Origin of the sequence: Pseudomonas campi, from assembly GCF_013200955.2 — a bacterium.
Lineage (GTDB): Bacteria > Pseudomonadota > Gammaproteobacteria > Pseudomonadales > Pseudomonadaceae > Aquipseudomonas > Aquipseudomonas campi.
Genome location: NZ_CP053697.2, coordinates 978,435 through 999,165, shown reverse-complemented (window position 1 = coordinate 999,165; position 20,731 = coordinate 978,435). Strand labels below are relative to the sequence as shown.

16 protein-coding genes are annotated in these 20,731 nt (G+C 64.5%); all 16 read left to right on the top strand.

Annotated features, from left to right (window positions below; genetic code table 11):
* The first annotated feature begins 107 nt into the window (after positions 1–107).
* The 16 genes from dsbD to urtD all read left to right on the top strand — a co-directional run bounded on the left by dsbD (position 108) and on the right by urtD (position 20,593).
* A complete protein-coding gene (gene dsbD / locus HNE05_RS04540; RefSeq protein ID WP_173203790.1) occupies positions 108–1,913 on the top strand; it encodes a protein-disulfide reductase DsbD in 1,806 nt (601 codons plus the stop codon).
* 115 nt (positions 1,914–2,028) lie between these two features.
* Positions 2,029–2,472, top strand: a complete 444-nt coding sequence (gene aroQ, locus HNE05_RS04535; RefSeq protein WP_173203788.1) for a type II 3-dehydroquinate dehydratase — start codon at positions 2,029–2,031, stop codon at positions 2,470–2,472.
* 27 nt (positions 2,473–2,499) lie between these two features.
* The gene (accB, locus tag HNE05_RS04530; RefSeq protein ID WP_173203786.1) at positions 2,500–2,961 is read left to right on the top strand and encodes an acetyl-CoA carboxylase biotin carboxyl carrier protein; all 462 of its coding nucleotides are present in this window, start codon (positions 2,500–2,502) and stop codon (positions 2,959–2,961) included.
* A 17-nt stretch (positions 2,962–2,978) separates the two neighbouring features.
* On the top strand, positions 2,979–4,334 hold the full coding sequence (gene accC / locus HNE05_RS04525) for an acetyl-CoA carboxylase biotin carboxylase subunit (RefSeq protein WP_420826986.1): 1,356 nt from the start codon (positions 2,979–2,981) through the stop codon (positions 4,332–4,334).
* A 142-nt stretch (positions 4,335–4,476) separates the two neighbouring features.
* Positions 4,477–5,355 carry a 50S ribosomal protein L11 methyltransferase gene (gene prmA, locus HNE05_RS04520; protein WP_173203769.1) on the top strand — a complete coding sequence of 293 codons (879 nt, stop codon included), beginning with the start codon at positions 4,477–4,479 and terminating at the stop codon, positions 5,353–5,355.
* Between the two features lie 54 nt (positions 5,356–5,409).
* Positions 5,410–6,741, top strand: coding sequence for a DUF3426 domain-containing protein (locus HNE05_RS04515; protein ID WP_173203767.1), 1,332 nt, complete (start codon positions 5,410–5,412; stop codon positions 6,739–6,741).
* Between the two features lie 215 nt (positions 6,742–6,956).
* Positions 6,957–7,955 (top strand): tRNA dihydrouridine synthase DusB, encoded by a 999-nt coding sequence (gene dusB, locus HNE05_RS04510; RefSeq protein ID WP_173203765.1) that lies wholly within the window; start codon positions 6,957–6,959, stop codon positions 7,953–7,955.
* The gene (gene fis, locus HNE05_RS04505; RefSeq protein WP_173203763.1) at positions 7,952–8,287 is read left to right on the top strand and encodes a DNA-binding transcriptional regulator Fis; all 336 of its coding nucleotides are present in this window, start codon (positions 7,952–7,954) and stop codon (positions 8,285–8,287) included. Before dusB ends, fis begins: the two co-directional genes overlap by 4 nt.
* A gap of 88 nt (positions 8,288–8,375) precedes the next feature.
* Complete coding sequence (purH, locus tag HNE05_RS04500) at positions 8,376–9,983, top strand: bifunctional phosphoribosylaminoimidazolecarboxamide formyltransferase/IMP cyclohydrolase (protein ID WP_173203761.1); 1,608 nt, start codon at positions 8,376–8,378, stop codon at positions 9,981–9,983.
* Between the two features lie 224 nt (positions 9,984–10,207).
* Complete coding sequence (purD, locus tag HNE05_RS04495; RefSeq protein ID WP_173203758.1) at positions 10,208–11,500, top strand: phosphoribosylamine--glycine ligase; 1,293 nt, start codon at positions 10,208–10,210, stop codon at positions 11,498–11,500.
* 105 nt (positions 11,501–11,605) lie between these two features.
* Positions 11,606–14,410, top strand: a complete 2,805-nt coding sequence (locus tag HNE05_RS04490) for a hybrid sensor histidine kinase/response regulator (protein WP_173203756.1) — start codon at positions 11,606–11,608, stop codon at positions 14,408–14,410.
* 206 nt (positions 14,411–14,616) lie between these two features.
* The gene (locus HNE05_RS04485; protein WP_173203754.1) at positions 14,617–15,213 is read left to right on the top strand and encodes a MarC family protein; all 597 of its coding nucleotides are present in this window, start codon (positions 14,617–14,619) and stop codon (positions 15,211–15,213) included.
* 361 nt (positions 15,214–15,574) lie between these two features.
* Positions 15,575–16,843, top strand: a complete 1,269-nt coding sequence (gene urtA, locus HNE05_RS04480) for an urea ABC transporter substrate-binding protein (protein WP_160081984.1) — start codon at positions 15,575–15,577, stop codon at positions 16,841–16,843.
* Positions 16,844–17,070: 227 nt separating this feature from the next.
* A complete protein-coding gene (gene urtB / locus HNE05_RS04475; RefSeq protein ID WP_173203752.1) occupies positions 17,071–18,642 on the top strand; it encodes an urea ABC transporter permease subunit UrtB in 1,572 nt (523 codons plus the stop codon).
* A gap of 11 nt (positions 18,643–18,653) precedes the next feature.
* A complete protein-coding gene (gene urtC / locus HNE05_RS04470; protein WP_420826999.1) occupies positions 18,654–19,733 on the top strand; it encodes an urea ABC transporter permease subunit UrtC in 1,080 nt (359 codons plus the stop codon).
* Complete coding sequence (gene urtD / locus HNE05_RS04465) at positions 19,733–20,593, top strand: urea ABC transporter ATP-binding protein UrtD (RefSeq protein ID WP_173211598.1); 861 nt, start codon at positions 19,733–19,735, stop codon at positions 20,591–20,593. Before urtC ends, urtD begins: the two co-directional genes overlap by 1 nt.
* Positions 20,594–20,731 lie beyond the last annotated feature (138 nt).

The window sequence follows — 20,731 nt, the reverse complement described above, 5'->3', positions numbered from 1 at the left end:
GCAGGTAGTTTTTCAACAGCCTGCTAACCCTATGCGCCAACCAGCCGCCTGGGGTCGGCCCGCCGACTTGGGTATGATGCCCAGCAAGTCCGTCGTGCGAGCCCGCCATGCGCCGTCTGTTGCCTTTCGTTCTGTTCCTGCTGTTCAGCCTGCCGGCCAGCGCCGGCCTGTTCGACAAGTTGCCCGATGCGCCCCTCGGCGCTCCGCTGAATAACAGCGCCGACTTCCTGCCGGTAGGCGAAGCCTTCCGCCTGAGCCTGGTGGAAAACTCGCCGACGTCGCTGAAGCTGCGCTTCGTCAACGCCGAGGGTTACTACCTCTATCGCCACGCTTTCAAGTTCCGCATCGAGCCGAGCGACCTGGCCAAGGGCGAGGCCGTGATCCCGGCCGGCCAACCCAAGCACGACGAATACTTCGGCGATGTCGAGGTGTACTACGGCATCACCGATATCGAACTGCCGCTGGACAACCCCATCGACCTGCCCTTCACCATCCACGTCACCTACCAGGGCTGCGCCGACAAGGGCCTGTGCTATCCACCGGAAACCGCGCGCCTGGAAGTCGGCGCAGCCGCCAGCACAGCACCGACCAGCGCTACCAGCGAACCCGCCAGCACCGCCGCCACGGCCCCGGCCAGCGCGACCGGCTGGAGCTGGAAGGAACTGGCGCTGTTCTTCCTCGGCGGCCTGGGCCTGGCCTTCACCCCCTGCGTGCTGCCGATGCTGCCGATCCTCACCGGCGTGGTCCTGCGTGGCCAGCCGGGCGGTATGCGTGGCCTGGTGCTGTCGCTGGCCTACGTGCTGCCGATGGCGGTCAGCTTCGCCATTCTCGGCGCGCTGATGGGCCTGTTCGGTGCCGAACTCAACCTGCAGGCGCGCCTGCAGTCGCCCTGGGTGCTGGTGCCATTCGCGATCTTCTTCGCCTTGTTCGCCGCCGCCAGCCTGGGCTTTCTCGAGCTGCGCCTGCCGCAGGCGGTCGACGGTCCGCTGCAGCGCCTGAGCCAGCGCCTGCATGGCGGCACCCTGCTCAGCGCCGCGGCGCTCGGCGTGCTCTCCAGCCTGCTGGTCTCACCCTGCGTGTCGGCGCCGCTGGCCGGCGCCCTGCTGTATATCAGCGCCAGCGGCGACGCCCTCGGCGGTGGTCTCAAGCTGCTGGCCCTGGGCCTGGGCATGGGTACCCCGCTGGTGCTGTTCGCTGTCGGCGGTGGCGCCCTGCTGCCGAAATCCGGGGCCTGGATGCTCGGCGTGCGCAATGCCTTCGGTGCCCTGCTGCTGGCGGTATCGATCTGGTTGCTGGAGCGTGTCGTGCCCGGCCCGGTCAGCCTGGCTCTGTGGGGCCTGCTGGCAGCCGGTGTGGCCCTGTGGCTCGGCGTACTGGAGCTGACGCCGAAGACCCACCACCAGAAAGTCGCGCAAGTGCTCGGCCTGCCCCTGCTGGTATATGCCATCGTCGCCTGGGTTGGCGCCCTGCAGGGCCACAGCGACCCGTTGCGCCCACTCGGCAACGCCGGCGTCGTAGCTGCCGAAGTGCAGGCCCCGGCCAGCAGCTGGCAGACCATCAGCAGCCCGGCCGAACTGGATGCCGCCCTGGCCGCCGCGAAAAGTGTCGGCCAGCCGCTGCTGCTGGACTGGTACGCAGACTGGTGCATCAGCTGCAAGGTGATCGAGCGCGAAGTGCTGAGCGCCCCCGAGGTGACCCGCCAACTCGGCGCCTATCGGCTGATCCGCTTCGATATCACCGAAAGTCGTCCCGATCAGCGCGCCCTGCTCGATCGCTACCAGCTGTTCGGCCCGCCAGCGATCCTGTTCTTCGCCGGCAACGGTGACGAATGGGCCGATCTGCGTGTCGTAGGAGAGATCAGCGCCGCCGACTTCGCCGAACGTCTGACTCGCGCCGGTAACCGCCAACAGTAAGTACGTCATTTATTTGCCGCAAACATCGGCCATCGTGATGGCTACTGCAGGCAACTGGACAGCCTGCAGCGCTTTCGGCATAGTCCCGGCCATTGGACAGAATAAGGACACATTCATGGCCACCCTCCTGGTGCTGCACGGCCCCAATCTCAATCTGCTGGGCACGCGCGAGCCCGGCGTCTATGGCGCCACCACCCTGGCGCAGATCAATCAGGATCTCGAGCAGCGCGCCCGCGCCGCCGGCCACCATCTGCTGTACCTGCAGAGCAACGCCGAATACGAGCTGATCGAGCGCATTCACGCCGCAAAAGGCGAAGGTGTCGACTTTATTCTGATAAATCCGGCCGCTTTCACCCATACCAGCGTCGCATTACGTGACGCGTTGCTGGCGGTGAGCATCCCATTCATCGAAGTGCACCTGTCCAACGTGCACAAACGTGAAGCCTTCCGCCATCACTCCTACTTTTCTGACGTAGCCGTTGGAGTGATCTGCGGCCTTGGCGCCAGCGGTTATCGGCTGGCCCTGGAGGCTGCCCTGGAACAATTAGAACGCCCCTGAAGACCTGACCTTGGGAGTTGCAAAGCTATGGATATCCGTAAAGTCAAAAAACTGATCGAGCTGCTGGAAGAGTCCGGTATCGACGAGCTGGAGATCCGCGAGGGCGAAGAGTCCGTGCGCATCAGCCGCCACAGCAAGCAGCCGGCCTTTATGCAGCAGCCGATGTACGCCCCAGCCCCTGCACCCGCCGCCGCGCCAGTTGCCGCTGCTGCCCCGGCTGCGGCCGAAGCCGCTCCGGCCGCCGCCAAGCTGAATGGCACCGTGGCGCGCTCGCCGATGGTCGGCACCTTCTACCGCGCCGCCTCGCCGACCTCCGGCAACTTCGTCGAAGTCGGCCACAGCGTGAAGAAAGGCGACATCCTGTGCATCGTTGAAGCGATGAAGATGATGAACCACATCGAGGCCGAAGCCAGCGGCGTGATCGAATCCATCCTGGTGGATAACGGCCAGCCGGTGGAATACGACCAGCCCCTGTTCACCATCGTTTGATGAGCGGGGAACCTGCGATGCAGAAGCTGCAAAAAGTCCTGATCGCCAACCGTGGCGAAATCGCTCTGCGCATCCTGCGCGCCTGCAAGGAACTGGGCATCAAGACGGTCGCCGTGCACTCCACTGCCGACCGTGAGCTGATGCACCTGGGCCTGGCCGACGAATCCGTGTGCATCGGCCCGGCACCGGGCGCACTGTCCTACCTGAACATCCCGGCCATCATCAGCGCCGCCGAAGTCACCGGCGCCACGGCGATCCACCCGGGCTACGGCTTCCTCGCGGAAAACGCCGATTTCGCCGAACGGGTGGAAAAGTCCGGCTTTGCCTTCATCGGCCCGAAAGCCGACACCATCCGCCTGATGGGCGACAAGGTTTCGGCCAAGAACGCCATGATCAAGTCCGGCGTACCTGTAGTGCCCGGCTCCGACGGCCCGTTGCCGGAAGACGAAGCGACTGCCCTGCAGATTGCCCGCGAAGTCGGCTACCCGGTGATCATCAAGGCCGCTGGCGGCGGTGGTGGTCGGGGCATGCGCGTGGTGCACAAGGAAGAAGACCTGATCAAATCGGCCAAGCTGACCCGCACCGAAGCCGGTGCCGCGTTCGGCAACCCGATGGTCTACCTGGAGAAATTCCTCGGTAATCCGCGTCACGTGGAAGTCCAGGTGCTCTCCGATGGCCAGGGCAACGCCGTGCACCTGGGCGACCGCGACTGCTCGCTGCAGCGCCGTCACCAGAAGGTCCTGGAAGAAGCGCCAGCCCCGGGCATCGACGAGAAGGCCCGCGCCGAAGTACTGAAACGCTGCGTCGATGCCTGCATCGAGATCGGCTACCGCGGCGCCGGCACCTTCGAGTTCCTCTATGAAGACGGCCATTTCTACTTCATCGAAATGAACACCCGCGTGCAGGTCGAGCACCCGGTCACCGAAATGGTCACCGGTATCGACATCGTCAAGGAGATGCTCAGCATCGCCGCCGGCAACAAGCTGTCGATCAAGCAGAGCGACGTGGTGATTCGCGGCCACGCCCTGGAGTGCCGGATCAATGCCGAAGACCCGGACAACTTCATGCCCTGCCCCGGCAAGGTCAAGCACTACCACGCCCCGGGCGGCAACGGCGTGCGCGTCGATTCGCATTTGTACAGCGGCTACGCGGTACCGCCGAACTACGACTCGCTGATCGGCAAGCTGATCACCTACGGCAAAGATCGCGCCGAGGCCATGGCACGCATGCGCAATGCCCTGGACGAGATCGTGGTCGACGGGATCAAGACCAATATCCCGCTGCACCGCGACCTGGTGGTCGACAAGGGCTTCAATAAAGGCGGCGTGAATATCCACTACCTCGAGAAAAAACTCGGGATGGATAAGCACTAAGCTGCATTGCTGCACGCGACAAGGGCTGCCCACGGGCGGCCCTTGTCGTTTCCGCCCGGCACCTGCGCTGGCCGCGTGCCCATGCGTTCAAGTAAGCTGCGCGCCCTATTGCACCTAGCGCCCCACGTTCACGAGGTTTCCCATGCCCTGGTTACAAGTCCGTCTCGCCATCACCCCGGATCAGGCGGAAACCTACGAAGACGCCCTGCTCGGTGTCGGCGCGGTCTCGGTGACCTTCATGGATGCCGAAGACCAGCCGATCTTCGAGCCGGACCTGGGCACCACCCCACTGTGGTCGCACACCCATCTGCTGGCGCTGTTCGAAGCCGATACCGATCCGGTCAACCTGGTCGCCCACCTGGAACTGCTGACCGGCGCGGCATTGCCCGAGCACCAGATCGAGCACATTGCCGACCAGGACTGGGAACGCAGCTGGATGGACAACTTCCAGCCGATGCGCTTCGGCCAGCGCCTGTGGATCGTGCCAAGCTGGCACGCCGCACCGGAACCGGAGGCAGTCAACCTGCTACTCGACCCGGGCCTGGCCTTCGGTACCGGCACCCACCCGACCACTGCACTGTGCCTGGAATGGCTGGACGGCCAGGATCTCAGCGGCTGCGCCGTACTCGACTTCGGTTGCGGCTCCGGCATCCTCGCCATCGCCGCCCTGCTGCTCGGCGCCCCCCAGGCGGTCGGCACCGATATCGACATCCAGGCCCTGGAAGCCTCGCGCGACAACGCCTCGCGCAATGGCATCGACCCGGCCCGTTTCCCGGTCCACCTGCCCGCAGACCTGCCGCAGCAGCCTGCCGATGTGGTGGTGGCCAATATTCTCGCCGGCCCGCTGGTGTCGCTGGCGCCGCAAATCAGCAGCCTGGTCAAAGCGGGTGGGCGCCTGGCGCTGTCCGGCATCCTCGCCGAGCAGGCCGACGAAGTGCGCGCCGCCTACCAGGACGCCTTCAGCCTCGATCCGACTGCGATCAAGGATGGTTGGGTACGCATCAGTGGGGTCAAGCGCTAGTAGCGCCTGTACGAGCTTGAGTAAACTAGCGCCTCGCTTTGCACGGATCGCCGCATGACCGACAGTTTTGTCACTCAGTGCCCCCATTGCCGCACCAGTTTCCGCATCAACCGCGCCCAGTTGGGTGCGGCACATGGTGCGGTGCGCTGTGGCGCCTGCATGCACGTGTTCAATGCGGCCCAGCAACTGCTGGTCGACCAGACGCGCGCCAGCAAGCCGCCCGCCGCGCAGCCCAGCGCACCGGCACGCCCAGCTGCCGCCGCCCCGAGCCCTGCTGCCGCACCCAGCATGGCGCCAGCGAGCAAGCCCGTACCCGAGCGCGCTCCAGCGCCAGCGCCGACGGCCAGCCCGAACAAGCCGGTCACAGCGGACAAGCAGCCGGTCGACACCCTGTGGATCCACGACGACCTCGATCTCGACAGCCTCGACCTCGACGAGGAGCTGGCCAAGCTCGAAGAGCAGGAAATGCAGCTGTCCCAGGCCTTCGTCGCCCTCAAGCCGGCCGTTGGCAACAGCGCCGAGCTGCTCAAGGCGCCGAGCGAGACCCGCGACCCGCATGACGAAGACTGGGCCGAGTCCCTGCTGCGCGAGGACAAGCCCGCCAAGCCGCAGCCGGTATTTCGCCCGCCAGCCGCCGCCGAGCCACAGCCGTCAGTCGAGCCGACACCAGCGCCGGCCGTTCCAGAAGAGCGCCAGGAGCCCAGCCTGCATGCCCTGCGCGACGAACCGGACGACAGCGTTGATGCCGACGAAGAGCGCATCGAAGAAGTCGCCGACGCCGACTACGCGCCGCCCGCCAACCTGCCCGGCAAACCCGAGCGCAGTGAACCGGCCCTGCGCGATGACAGCCTGCTGAGCCTGGAAGACGAACCCCTGCAACTCGACTGGCAGCAAGCCAGGAAGCCCTGGGGCCGCTGGATCGCCTGGGGCCTGCTGAACCTGCTGGCCGCCGGCGCCCTGACAAGCCAATACGTGGCCTACCACTTCGAGGAACTGGCGCGCCAGGATCAGTACCGCCCCTGGTTCGAGCAGCTGTGCCCGGAAATCGGCTGCGTGCTGCCATCCAAGGTCGATATCGAGCAGATCAAGAGCAGCAACCTGGTGGTGCGCAGCCATCCGGAATTCCGCGATTCGCTGGTGGTCGACGCGATCATCTACAACCGCGCGCCCTTCGCTCAGCCCTTCCCCCTGCTGGAACTGCGCTTCGCCGACCTCAACGGCCAACTGCTGGCCAGTCGTCGCTTCAAACCAGGCGAATACCTCGGCGGCGAGCTCGCCGGCCAGGCAGAAATGCCGCCGCAGACGCCGATCCACGTGTCCCTGGAAATCCTTGATCCAGGTGCCAAGGCGGTCAACTACAGCCTCAGCTTCAACTCCCCGGAATAAGCCTGCAGGCGCCGGATTTCCGGCACTTGCGGGGTGTCCAAGACCCAGCGGCGATAACCCGACAGCTGCTCATAATTTGTTCAAAACAGCCTTTATCCGGTCACCGAGAGCGGGTATCATGCCCTCCCTTTTTCGCACTCCCATGAAGCCGTTTTCCAGTTCAGGCGGGCTTAGCCATTGCCTGAACGGCTTCAAAAACAACAGGGATGACCTCCATGTCGGTGGTACGCATCGGCCCTTACACACTGCCCAATCAGCTGATTCTCGCCCCCATGGCGGGCGTCACCGATCAGCCGTTCCGGCAGCTGTGCCGGCGCCTGGGCGCCGGGCTGGTGGTATCGGAAATGGTCAGCAGCGATGTGCGCCTGTGGAACACCCGCAAATCGAGCCTGCGCATGATCCACAGCGGTGATCCCGAGCCACGCTCGGTACAGATCGCCGGCGGGGATCCCGAGATGCTCGCCGAAGCGGCACGGCGCAACGTGGAAATGGGCGCGCAGATCATCGACATCAACATGGGCTGCCCGGCCAAGAAGGTCTGCAACAAGGCCGCCGGTTCCGCCCTGATGAAGGATGAAGAGCTGGTCAGCGCGATCCTCGACGCGGTGGTCAAGGCGGTCGACGTACCGGTGACCCTGAAGATCCGCACCGGCTGGGATCGCTCGAACAAGAATGGCCTGAGCGTGGCGAAGATCGCCGAACAGGCCGGCATCAGCGCCCTGGCCGTGCACGGCCGGACTCGCGCCGATCTGTACACCGGCGAGGCCGAGTACGACACCATCGCCGCGATCAAGCAGGCGGTAACGATTCCGGTGTTCGCCAATGGCGACATCGATTCGCCGCACAAGGCCAAGGCCGTGCTCGCCGCCACTGGCGCCGATGCCCTGCTGATCGGCCGTGCGGCGCAGGGGCGGCCGTGGATCTTCCGCGAGATCGCCCATTACCTGGCGACCGGCAAGGAACTGGCGGCGCCAACGCTGTACGAAATAGAACGGATTCTGCTGGAACACCTGAGCGCCCTGCACGCCTTCTATGGCGATGTGATGGGCGTGCGCATTGCCCGCAAGCATGTCGGCTGGTACCTGGCCACCCTGCCCGGCGCCAGGGAGTTCCGCACCGACTTCAATCGTCTGGACAGTACGGACGCGCAGTACACCCACGTTCGGCAGTTTTTTGCCGAACGCCATAACAAGGACAACGAGGTGGCCGCATGACGAGGATGACCGAGCCTTTTTTTGATCAATCAGTTTTTGATGGGGCAGTACCCGTGAGCGACAACACCAACCTGAAGCAGCACCTGACCACGCCGAGCGAAGAGGGCCAGACCCTGCGCGGCAGTGTCGAAAAGGCGCTGCACAACTACTTTGCTCACCTGGAAGGCGCCGACGTCACCGACGTCTACAACCTGGTTCTCAACGAGGTCGAAGCGCCGCTGCTGGAAACCGTGATGAACTACGTCAAGGGCAACCAGACCAAGGCCTCCGAGCTGCTCGGCCTGAATCGCGGCACCCTGCGCAAGAAGCTCAAGCAATACGACCTGCTGTAAACACCCGAATACATGGAGAAGGGCGGCCCGCAACATCAAGTTAGGGCCGCCCTTTTTTACTGATTTCCCAGCTCTGATGGACTCTGCAATGACCGACCAGACCACCCGCCTCCCCGTTCGCCGCGCCCTGATCAGTGTTTCCGACAAGACCGGCATCCTCGAGTTCGCCCGCGAACTGGTTGCCCTGGGCGTGGAAATCCTCTCCACCGGCGGCACCTACAAGCTGCTCAAGGACAACGGTGTGGCTGCCGTGGAAGTCGCCGACTACACCGGCTTCCCGGAGATGATGGACGGTCGCGTGAAGACCCTGCACCCGAAGATCCACGGCGGCATCCTCGGCCGTCGCGCGCTGGACGGCGCGGTGATGGAGCAGCACGGCATCAAGCCGATCGACCTGGTCGCGGTCAACCTCTACCCCTTCGCCGCCACCGTGGCCAAGCCCGGCTGTGACCTGGCCGACGCCATCGAGAACATCGACATCGGCGGCCCGACCATGGTCCGCAGCGCGGCGAAGAACCATAAAGACGTGGCCATCGTGGTCAACGCTGGTGACTACGCCGGCATAGTCGAGTCGCTGAAGGCCGGTGGCCTGAGCTACGCCCAGCGCTTCGACCTGGCCCTGAAAGCCTTCGAGCACACCGCTGCCTACGACGGCATGATCGCCAACTATCTGGGCACCATCGACCAGAGCCGCGACACCCTGAGCACCGAAGAGCGCAGCGCCTTCCCGCGCACCTTCAACAGCCAGTTCATCAAGGCCCAGGAAATGCGCTACGGCGAGAACCCGCACCAGAGCGCGGCGTTCTACGTGGAAGCGCAGAAAGGCGAGGCCAGCGTGGCCACCGCCATCCAGCTGCAAGGCAAGGAACTGTCGTTCAACAACGTGGCCGACACCGACGCCGCGCTGGAATGCGTGAAGAGTTTCGTCAAGCCGGCCTGCGTCATCGTCAAGCACGCCAACCCGTGCGGCGTGGCCGTGGCCCTGGACAGCGAAGGTGGCATCCGCCAGGCCTACGAGCTGGCCTACGCCACCGACACCGAATCGGCCTTCGGCGGCATCATCGCCTTCAACCGCGAGCTGGATGGCGCCACCGCCCAGGCCATCGTCGAGCGCCAGTTCGTCGAAGTGATCATCGCCCCGAAAATTAGCGCCGAAGCGCGCGCCGTGGTCGCCGCCAAAGCCAACGTGCGCCTGCTCGAGTGCGGCGAATGGCCGGCCGAGCGCAGCGCTGGCTGGGACTTCAAGCGGGTCAACGGCGGCCTGCTGGTACAGAGCCGCGACATCGGCATGATCAAGGCCGAAGACCTGAAGATCGTCACTAAACGTGCGCCGAGCGAGCAGGAAATCCATGACCTGATCTTCGCCTGGAAAGTGGCCAAGTTCGTCAAATCCAACGCCATCGTCTATGCCAAGGGCCGCCAGACCATCGGTGTCGGCGCCGGCCAGATGAGCCGCGTCAACTCCGCGCGCATCGCCGCGATCAAGGCCGAGCACGCCGGCCTGCAGGTCGCCGGTTCGGTGATGGCCTCCGACGCCTTCTTCCCGTTCCGCGACGGTCTGGACAACGCTGCTGCCAATGGCATCACCGCGGTGATCCAGCCGGGTGGTTCTATGCGCGATGCGGAAGTCATTGCCGCCGCCGACGAAGCAGGCATCGCCATGGTATTCACCGGCATGCGCCATTTTAGGCATTGATTTCGGCCGCACTGAAACCGGCATCTGCTGTGTTGCCCTGGGTTCCGCCAATGCTCATTGCCATTAGGCAACTCCGCTTGTCGAAACCCAGGGCGCCTTGCATCTACCGGCTTCATTGCGACCTAGCACCGAGTCGCCAAGTTTTCTTGTAGCCCGGATGAAATCCGGGAACACCCCCACTCAAAGCCCCGGATTGCATCCGGGCTACGGTCAGGAGATACCCCATGAACGTATTGATCATCGGCAGCGGCGGTCGCGAGCACGCCCTGGCCTGGAAAGTGGCGCAGGACAAGCGCGTCGAGAAAGTTTTCGTCGCCCCGGGCAACGCCGGCACCGCCAGCGAAGCCAAGTGCGTGAACGTCGCCATCGACGTGCTGGCCATCGAGCAGCTGGCCGACTTCGCCGAGAAGAATGTGCAGCTGACCATTGTCGGGCCGGAAGCGCCGCTAGTGAAGGGCGTCGTCGACCTGTTCCGCACCCGCAAGCTGGACATCTTCGGCCCCACCGCCGCCGCGGCTCAGCTGGAAGGCTCCAAGGCCTTCACCAAGGACTTCCTGGCGCGCCACAACATCCCCACCGCCGACTACCAGAACTTCACCGAAGTCGAGCCGGCACTGGCCTACCTGCAAAAGGTTGGCGCACCGATCGTGATCAAGGCCGACGGCCTGGCTGCCGGTAAAGGCGTGATCGTCGCCATGACCCTGCAGGAAGCCGAAGACGCCGTGCGCGATATGCTCGCCGGCAATGCCTTCGGCGAAGCGGGCTCGCGCGTGGTGATCGAAGAATTCCTCGACGGCGAAGAAGCTTCCTTCATCGTCATGGTCGACGGCGAGAACGTGCTGCCGATGGCCACCAGCCAGGACCACAAACGCGTTGGCGACGCCGACAGCGGTCCGAACACCGGCGGCATGGGCGCCTACTCGCCGGCCCCGGTGGTCACCGCAGAGGTGCACCAGCGCGTGATGGACGAAGTGATCTACCCGACCGTGCGCGGCATGGCCGCCGAAGGCAATGTCTACACCGGTTTCCTCTATGCAGGGCTGATGATCGACAAGGCCGGCAAGCCGAAAGTCATCGAGTTCAACTGCCGCTTCGGCGACCCGGAAACCCAGCCGATCATGGTGCGCCTGGAAAGCTCCCTGGTGCTGCTGGTCGAAGCAGCCCTGGCCAAGGCGCTGGACAAGGTCGAAGCGACCTGGGACCCGCGTCCGACGGTGGGCGTGGTACTGGCTGCCGGCGGCTACCCGGCCGACTACGCCAAGGGTGACGTGATCGAAGGCCTGAGCGAGGCCGCGCAACTGGACGGCAAGGTGTTCCATGCCGGCACCGCGCTGAACGCGGCTGGCCAAGTGGTCACCGCCGGCGGCCGCGTACTGTGCGCCACCGCCATCGGCCGCACGGTGTCCGAAGCCCAGCAACAGGCTTATCGCCTGGCCGAGAAGATCCGCTGGAACGGCTGCTTCTACCGCAATGACATCGGTTACCGCGCCATTGCCCGCGAGAATGGTGAAGGCTGAGGGTAAAGTTGCGGTAAATGCACACAAAAGGCAGCCGTGATGGCTGCCTTTTGTACATTAGCCATAGCTATAATCCGGGGATTCACTATCGAAGGGACTTCGCCCGTGCGACGGCTCAGGATCGCCACCGGACTCATCGTCAGCCTGCTGCTGACCCTGCTCTGCCTGCCCACAGCACAGGCGGAAGGCGAAGCTGCCGGCCGAGCCGCCACGGTGGAGCACTGGTCCATCCTGCTCGACAAGAGTGCCACGCTCAGCTTCGACGACATCCGCACCCAGTCCGCCCGCTTCCAGCCCCTCGATAAACGCGCCATCACCTTCCCGGCCTCCCGCCACGCCATCTGGCTGCACATCAAGACTCCGGCCTATCAGGCGCCACACTGGCTCTGGCTGTTCGCCCCGCGCGTGCAGCACCTGGATTACTACCGGCTGAATAACGGCCAGCTGGAACAACACCTGCAAACCGGCGAAGCCTTGTCGCAGAACAGCCGCCCGCTGCCGTCGCGCGCCTACCTGTTCAGCCAGCCCAACGATGGCCAGGCCCGCGAAGTCTATATCCGCATGACCTCCAACCACGCCCTGATGATGTGGTTCAAGGTGATCAACGAAGCCGAACTGGTCACCCAGGAAAAGCCCGCCTACCTGTTCGGCGCCCTGCTCGGCGGCCTACTCCTGCTGGCCCTGTTCAACCTGCTGCGCATGGCCTACTCGCCCACCGCCAGCAACCTCTGGCTGGCGGGCATGCACCTGGCCCTGGCCCTGTGCGCCACCAGCAATATCGGCCTGCTGGCCGTATGGCTGCCCGAACAGAGCTATAACCAGTCGCTGCTCGCCGACCTCTCGGCGCTAGCCGCCGGCCTGTGCGCCCTGGGCTTCACCCTGCGCTTCTTCCACGGCACCCTGGCCGAACACAGCGCCTTGCGCCATGTGCTGCGGGCCGAGTTCCTGGTCATCAGCCTGGCGGCGGCCATGATCGCCTTCACCGGCTTGTTCTGGCACAGCTGGCTGGTCTACGGTCTGGTCATCATGACGGGAGTGACCATCCCGCTGATCGCCTTCATGCATTGGCGCGCCGGTTACCAGCCGGCGCGGCTGATCGTGGCCGGCCTGCTGATTTTCAATCTGGGCTTCGCCGTGCTGATCCCGGTGCTGTTCGGCTTCGATCAGCTCAACCCGGGCTGGCTGGTGCTCAGCCTGTTCAGCGTCGCCATGCTCTGTGGCCTGATCCTCAGCATCGCCCTGTCCGAGCGCCAGCGGCAGATCCAGAACGACACCCTGACCCAACGCACCAGCGAAGCGGCGATCAGCGCCGAACTGAAAGCCAAGGCCGAATTTCTGGCCAAGATCAGCCATGAGATCCGTACGCCGATGAATGGCGTGCTGGGCATGACCGAGCTGCTGCTCGGCACCCCGCTGTCGGCCAAGCAACGCGACTACGTGCAGACCATTCACAGCGCCGGCAATGAACTGCTGACGCTGATCAACGAGATCCTCGACATCTCCAAGCTGGAGTCCGGGCAGATCGAACTGGACGACGTGCAGTTCGACCTCAATGCGCTGATCGACGACTGCCTGGACATCTTCCGCGCCAAGGCCGAGCAGCAGAAGGTCGAGCTGATCAGCTTTATGCAGCCCCAGGTTCCCAGAGTGATCAGTGGCGACCCCACGCGCCTGCGCCAGACCCTGCTGAGCCTGCTGGACAACGCCTTCCGCCAGACCGACGAAGGCGAAATCCTTCTGGTGGTGGCCCTCGACAACGAAGGCAAGGCACCGCGCCTGCGCATTGCCGTCCAGGACAGCGGTCGCACGCTGGAAGCCAGCGAGCGCGATGCCCTGCTCAATACCCAACTGCACAGCACCGACTTCCTCAGCGCCAGCAAGCTCGGCGGGCGCCTGGGGCTGATCATCGCGCGCCAGTTGGTACGCCTGATGGATGGTGAGTTTGGCATCCAGAGCGGCGACCATCACGGCAGCACCCTGTGGCTGACCCTGCCGCTGGATGCCCAGCGCCTGGAGCAGCCCACCGCCGACCTTGACGGCACGCTGCAGGGCGCGCGTCTGCTGGTGGTGGACGACAACGAGACCTGCCGCAAGGTCCTGATGCAGCAGTGCACCGCCTGGGGCCTGCAGGTCAGCGCAGTGCCATCAGGCAAGGAAGCCCTGGCCCTGCTACGGACCAAGGCACACCTGCACGAATACTTCGACGTGGTCCTGCTCGACCAGGACATGCCCGGCATGAGCGGCATGCAGCTGGCGGCCAAGATCAAGGAAGACCCCAACCTCAACCACGACATCCTGCTGATCATGCTCACCGGGATCAGCAACGCCCCGAGCAAGATCATCGCGCGCAATGCCGGGATCAAACGCATCCTGGCCAAACCGGTGGCCGGCTACACCCTGAAGACCACCCTCGCCGATGAGCTGGCCCAGCGCAGCAACAACGGCCGGGCAGTGCCACCCCTGCATAGCAGCGAAACCAGCAACCTGCTCGCGCCAAGCGACTTCCGCATCCTGGTGGCCGAGGACAACAGCATCTCGACCAAGGTCATCCGCGGCATGCTGAGCAAGCTCAACCTGCAACCGGATACCGCCAGCAACGGCGAGGAAGCCCTGCGCGCCATGCAGGCGCAGCAGTACGACCTGGTGCTGATGGATTGCGAAATGCCGGTGCTCGACGGTTTCTCCGCCACCGAGCAACTGCGTGCCTGGGAAGCTCGCGAGCAACGCAAACACACCCCGGTGGTGGCCCTGACCGCGCACATCCTAGCCGAGCACAAGGAACGCGCGCGCCAGGTGGGCATGGACGGACATATGGCCAAGCCGGTGGAAATGTCCCAGCTACGCGAACTGGTCGCCCACTGGGTGCAGGAAAAACAGCGCCGCCTGCAGGCCGACGCCCTGCCCTCCTGATTGCCTGCCTCGAATCTCTTGATCGTCGGCCATGCTGCGTTGAAATCGGGCTCGGACTGCTCATTTACACCTCGTAAACTCCGCGTCCTCGCCCAATTTCGCCTTGCCTGGCTCTAGCTCAAAAGATCCGAAACCGGCTCTGGCCCTGGGCTGATATAGCCCAGAGCGCTATGCTTGCGCCACACATTCCCTGACGAGCCCGCCCCATGCTGCCCGCGCTGTTCAGTCTGTATTTGAAGATGCTGGTGCTCTACAGCCCGTTCTTCGTGCTGTCCTGTTTTATCGGCCTGACACCCGGCTATACCACCAAGGAGCGCAAGAAACTGGCCTGGAAGGTGGCCTTCGGCACCCTGATCGCCAGCGTGCTGCTGTACCTGTTCGGCCAGACCATTTTCGATGTTTTCGGCATCACCGCCGATGCCTTCCGCATCGGCGCAGGCTCGGTGCTGTTCATCTCCGCCTTGGGCATGGCCCAGGGCAAGTCGGCGGTGCAGACCGACAACCTCAATCAGGACGTCACCATCGTCCCGCTGACCATTCCTCTAACGGTCGGCCCCGGTACCATCGGCGCCCTACTGGTGATGGGCGTCAGCCACCCGCACTGGGACGACAAGCTAGTGGCCGTGATCAGCATTGCCCTGGCCAGCGTCACCGTTGGCTTCGTGCTGTTCCTCTCTCATGGCTTCGAGCGCGTACTCGGCGAAAAAGGCCTGCAGATCCTCAGCCGCCTGATGGGCCTGTTCGTCTGCGCCCTGGCCGCGCAGATCATCTTTACCGGCGTGCGCGGCTACCTGGTGCCCTGAGCCACCCCTTCTCTCGCTACTAGCCTTCAGGGCGTACAGCCCTGCCCGAACCGCCATGGGCGGGCCAAATAGCAGCGCCTCAGTAACAGGCAGGCGCGGCACTGGAAAACCACCCTGCACAGCATTCCCAGAGGAAATGAAGCCTCCCCGACAGACTTTTGCCTCAAAGCGGTGCGCACCACTACAAACATGACTGGTCGCACAGATTCACGCACCAACTTCGCTCACACGATTGTCGCACGGACGCCTATAAATTCCACAAAATCCATGTAGCACAAGGTGTTACGAAGCTTGGCACGGATGCTGCCAAAGGACTGTCGACCCCTTCGGTCCCCACAGTTGCGCATGGAGCCCTAACAAGATGAAACGCCGTCCTCTGTTGAAATCCACCCTCGCCGCCAGTGCCCTGCTGCTCAGCGGCCTGTTCCCCTACAGCCTGCAGGCTGCCGAGACCATCAAGGTCGGTATCCTCCACTCGCTGTCCGGCACCATGGCCATTTCCGAAACCTCGCTGAAAGACATGGCGCTGATGACCATTGACGAAATCAACGCCAAAGGCGGCGTTAATGGCAAACAACTGGAAGCCGTGGTGGTCGACCCGGCCTCCAACTGGCCGCTGTTCGCCGAGAAAGGCCGCCAGCTGCTGACCCAGGACAAAGTCGATGTGGTATTCGGCTGCTGGACCTCGGTCTCGCGCAAATCCGTGCTGCCGGTGTTCGAAGAACTCAACGGCCTGCTGTTCTACCCGGTGCAGTACGAAGGCGAAGAAATGTCGCCGAACGTGTTCTACACCGGCGCCGCGCCAAACCAGCAGGCCATCCCGGCCGTCGAGTACCTGATGAGCGAAGACGGCGGCGCCGCCAAGCGCTACTTCCTGCTCGGCACCGACTACGTCTACCCGCGCACCACCAACAAGATCCTGCGCAGCTTCCTGCACAGCAAAGGTGTGGCCGACAAGGACATCGAAGAGGTCTACACCCCCTTCGGTCATAGCGACTATCAAACCATCGTCGCCAACATCAAGAAGTTCTCCGCCGGCGGCAAGACCGCGGTGATCTCCACCGTCAATGGCGACTCCAACGTGCCGTTCTACAAGGAACTGGCCAACCAGGGCATCGAAGCCACCGACATCCCGGTGGTGGCCTTCTCGGTCGGCGAAGAAGAACTGCGCGGCATCGACACCAAGCCGCTGGTCGGCCAACTGGCGGCGTGGAACTACTTCCAGTCGGTGGAAAATCCGGTCAACACCGAGTTCGTCAACAAGTGGAAGGCCTACGCCAAGGCCAAGAACCTGCCGGGCGCCGACAAGGCCGTGACCAACGACCCGATGGAAGCCACCTACGTCGGCATCAACATGTGGGCCCAGGCCGTCGAGAAAGCCGGCACCACCGACGTCGACAAGGTACGTGAAGCCCTGGCCGGACAGACTTTCGCCGCACCGAGCGGTTACACCCTGACCATGGACAAGACCAACCACCACCTGCACAAGCCGGTGATGATCGGCGAAGTGCAGGAAGACGGTCAGTTCTCCATCGTCTGGCAAACCGAAGGCCCGCTGCGCGCCCAGCCATGGAGCCCGTACATCCCCGGCAACGACAAGAAGCCGGACTATGCGGTGAAGTCCAACTGAGCAAAGCCCCTCTCCCTAGCCCTCTCCCCTCTCCATAGAAAGAAAGGGTGAGCGGGGGCTGTTTAGCGCGGGCTGAAACCCTTTAGCCGCGCGGAGCCGCTTGCCTCCCCTCTCCCGTTCACGGGAGAGGGGCCGGGTGAGAGGGTGTTCGTAGCCCGGATGCAATCCGGGGAAGGCCGTCCCGGATCGCATCCGGGCTACGGTTCCATTCGAAGGACCGTTTCAACATGCCCACTGCCCTTATCCGAATCCTCCTGTCACTGGCCCTGCTTCTGCCAGTGACCGCCCATGCCGGCGATGCCGCCGACTTCGTCGCCGCCAATCCCTCCCAGCAGGCCAAGCTGCTGGAAAGCTGGTCCGCCCAGCCCGATCCCGCCCGTCTGCCGCTGCTCGATGCCCTGCAGAACGGTCGCCTAGCCAACGACAGCGGCAAAGTGCCCTTCATCGAAGAAGCCGGCAGCTTCGTTGCCGCCGAAGGCTCGGCCGAGCCGGCCAGCCCGCCGAAGAAACTACGCCTGAACAACCGTCTGCGCGGCCTGCTGGCCACCGCCCAAGCCAGCCACCAGTTGCTCGCCAGCGAGCCGGCCGTGCGCCTGGCCGCCGCCCAGCAACTGCAGAAAAGCGCCAAGCCGGCGCAGCTTGAGCTACTGAATGGCCGCGTCGCCAGCGAGGAAGACAGCGCCGTGCGCGCCGCCCTGGCCCTGGCGCTGGCCAACCTGCAACTGGTCGACCCGGACCCGGCGATCCGCCTGAGCGCCGTACGCCTGCTCGGCGAGACCGGCGAACCGCTGGCCCGCACCCGCCTGGAAGCATTGCTCGACGAAGGCGTGGAAAGCGATGCCGGCGTGCGCACCGCCGCCGAAACCAGCCTGGCCCAGGTCAAGCGCCGCCTGCTCGGCGGCGAGCTGCTCGGCCAGGCGTTCAGCGGCCTGAGCCTCGGCAGCATCCTGCTGCTGGCGGCGCTCGGCCTGGCCATCACCTTCGGCCTGCTCGGCGTGATCAACATGGCCCACGGCGAGATGCTGATGCTCGGCGCCTACACCACCTACATGGTGCAGATCGCCTTCCAGAAACTCGCCCCCGGCTACCTGGCCCTCTACCCGCTGGCGGCCCTGCCGATTGCCTTCTTCGTCACCGCCGCCATCGGCATGGCCCTGGAGCGCACGGTGATCCGTCACCTCTACGGCCGCCCGCTGGAAACCCTGCTGGCCACCTGGGGCATCAGCCTGATCCTGATCCAGCTGGTGCGGGTGATCTTCGGCGCGCAGAACGTCGAGGTGGCCAACCCCGAGTGGCTGTCCGGCGGCATCCAGGTACTGCCCAACCTGGTGCTGCCCTACAGCCGCATCGTCATCATCGGTTTCGCCCTGTTCGTTGTGCTGCTGACCTGGTTGCTGCTGAACAAGACCCGCCTGGGCCTGAATGTCCGCGCCGTGACGCAGAACCGCAACATGGCCGCCTGCTGTGGGGTTCCCACCGGGCGGGTGGACATGCTCGCCTTCGGCCTCGGCTCGGGCATCGCCGGCCTCGGCGGCGTGGCCCTCAGCCAGATCGGTAACGTCGGCCCGGACCTCGGCCAGAGCTACATCATCGACTCGTTCCTGGTGGTGGTGCTTGGCGGCGTCGGCCAACTGGCCGGTAGCGTGCTGGCCGCCTTCGGCCTGGGCGTGGCGAACAAGATCCTCGAACCGCAGATCGGCGCCGTGCTGGGCAAGATCCTCATCCTCGCGCTGATCATCCTGTTTATTCAGAAACGCCCGCAGGGACTCTTCGCATTGAAAGGACGGGTGATCGACTGATGACTATGCCAATCAACCAAACGCTGTTATCCCGCGCCGGCAATGCCCTCGGGCCGAAAGCCTCGCTGGCCCTCGGCGGTCTGATCCTGCTTCTGCTGCTGGCCATGCCGCTGCTGCACCTGCTGCCGGCCGACCATGCTCTGCATGTCTCGGCCTACAGCCTGACCCTGGTCGGCAAGATTCTCTGCTACTGCGTGGTCGCCCTGGCCCTGGATCTGGTCTGGGGCTATGCCGGCCTGCTCTCGCTCGGTCACGGCCTGTTCTTCGCCCTCGGCGGCTACGCCATGGGCATGTACCTGATGCGCGAAAGCGCCGGTGACGGCCTGCCCGCGTTCATGGTGTTCCTCTCCTGGACCGAGCTGCCGTGGTACTGGTACGGCACCTCCAGCTTCCTCTGGGCGCTGTGCCTGGTGGTGCTGGCGCCGGGTCTGCTAGCCCTGGTGTTCGGCTTCTTCGCCTTCCGCTCGCGGATCAAGGGCGTGTATTTCTCGATCATGACCCAGGCGCTGACCTTCGCCGGCATGCTGCTGTTCTTCCGCAACGAGACCGGTTTCGGCGGCAACAACGGCTTCACCAACTTCCGCAGCATGCTCGGCTTCGACATCACCGCGCCGAGCACCCGCGCCGTGCTGTTCCTCTGCACCGTGGTGCTGCTGGTCGGCAGCCTGCTGCTGGGCTTCAAGCTGGCGCGCAGCAAGTTCGGCCGGGTACTCACCGCCCTGCGTGATGCGGAGAACCGCCTGATGTTCTGCGGCTACGACCCGCGCGGCTACAAGCTGTTTATCTGGGTACTCTCCGCCGTGCTGTGCGGCCTGGCCGGTGCGCTGTACGTACCACAGGTGGGCATCATCAACCCCAGCGAGATGTCGCCGACCAACTCCATCGAGGCCGCCGTGTGGGTCGCCCTTGGCGGTCGCGGCACGCTGATCGGCCCGCTGCTCGGCGCCGGTCTGGTCAACGGCATGAAGAGCTGGTTCACCGTGGCCTTCCCCGAATACTGGCTGTTCGCCCTTGGCTTTCTGTTCATCGTCGTCACGCTGTTCCTGCCTAAAGGCGTGATCGGCCTGCTCCGCAAGAAGGGAGAGCAATGATGCGCGCCACTCCGGTACCCGAATTCATGCTCGAGCCCGCGTTCAACCCCAACAGCGATGCCGGCACCAGCCGCGAGGCCGTCGGCCTCGGCAGTGCCGCAGCCAAGGGCCTGGATGTGCGCCACGGCACCATCCTCACCCTGGAAGGCATCAACGTCAGCTTCGACGGTTTCAAGGCGCTGACCGACCTCAACCTGTACATCGGCGTCGGCGAACTGCGCTGCATCATCGGCCCCAACGGTGCCGGCAAGACCACCATGATGGACGTGATCACCGGCAAGACCCGCCCGGACAATGGCCACGCCTACTTCGGCGAAACCCTCGACCTGACGCAGATGAGCGAAGTAGCGATCGCCCAGTCCGGCATCGGCCGCAAGTTCCAGAAGCCCACGGTGTTCGAGGCCCTCAGCGTGTTCGAAAACCTCGAACTGGCGCTGAAGACCAACAAGTCGGTGTGGGCCAGCCTACGCGCCAAACTCTCCGGCGCGCAGAAAGATCGTATCGACGAAGTGCTCACCACCATCAAGCTGGACAGCGCGCGCCAGCGCCCGGCCGGGCTGCTGTCCCACGGCCAGAAGCAGTTCCTCGAGATCGGCATGCTGCTGGTCCAGGACCCGCAATTGCTGCTGCTCGACGAGCCGGTGGCGGGCATGACCGACGCCGAGACCGAGTTCACCGCCGAACTGTTCAAGTCCCTGGCGCGCAAGCACTCGCTGATGGTGGTCGAGCACGACATGGGCTTCGTCGGCTCCATCGCCGACCACGTCACCGTACTGCACCAGGGCAGCGTGCTGGCCGAAGGCTCGCTGGCCCAGGTGCAGGCGGATGAGCGGGTGATCGAGGTTTATCTGGGGCGTTGACCCTCTCCCCCGGCCCCTCTCCCGTAAACGGGCGAGGGGAGACAAGCAGCGCGGCGCTTCGCCTATGCCTCGCACCAGTCCCCTCTCCCATTCATGGGAGAGGGTTAGGGAGAGGGCCTGGCGGCGCCAAGCCACAAG

Coding starts and splice junctions, on each gene's coding strand:
- dsbD (WP_173203790.1), top strand. CDS start 108: ATGCGCCGTCTGTTGCCTTTCGTTCTGTTCCTGCTGTTCAGCCTGCCG.
- aroQ (WP_173203788.1), top strand. CDS start 2,029: ATGGCCACCCTCCTGGTGCTGCACGGCCCCAATCTCAATCTGCTGGGC.
- accB (WP_173203786.1), top strand. CDS start 2,500: ATGGATATCCGTAAAGTCAAAAAACTGATCGAGCTGCTGGAAGAGTCC.
- accC (WP_420826986.1), top strand. CDS start 2,979: ATGCAGAAGCTGCAAAAAGTCCTGATCGCCAACCGTGGCGAAATCGCT.
- prmA (WP_173203769.1), top strand. CDS start 4,477: ATGCCCTGGTTACAAGTCCGTCTCGCCATCACCCCGGATCAGGCGGAA.
- HNE05_RS04515 (WP_173203767.1), top strand. CDS start 5,410: ATGACCGACAGTTTTGTCACTCAGTGCCCCCATTGCCGCACCAGTTTC.
- dusB (WP_173203765.1), top strand. CDS start 6,957: ATGTCGGTGGTACGCATCGGCCCTTACACACTGCCCAATCAGCTGATT.
- fis (WP_173203763.1), top strand. CDS start 7,952: ATGACGAGGATGACCGAGCCTTTTTTTGATCAATCAGTTTTTGATGGG.
- purH (WP_173203761.1), top strand. CDS start 8,376: ATGACCGACCAGACCACCCGCCTCCCCGTTCGCCGCGCCCTGATCAGT.
- purD (WP_173203758.1), top strand. CDS start 10,208: ATGAACGTATTGATCATCGGCAGCGGCGGTCGCGAGCACGCCCTGGCC.
- HNE05_RS04485 (WP_173203754.1), top strand. CDS start 14,617: ATGCTGCCCGCGCTGTTCAGTCTGTATTTGAAGATGCTGGTGCTCTAC.
- urtA (WP_160081984.1), top strand. CDS start 15,575: ATGAAACGCCGTCCTCTGTTGAAATCCACCCTCGCCGCCAGTGCCCTG.
- urtB (WP_173203752.1), top strand. CDS start 17,071: ATGCCCACTGCCCTTATCCGAATCCTCCTGTCACTGGCCCTGCTTCTG.
- urtD (WP_173211598.1), top strand. CDS start 19,733: ATGCGCGCCACTCCGGTACCCGAATTCATGCTCGAGCCCGCGTTCAAC.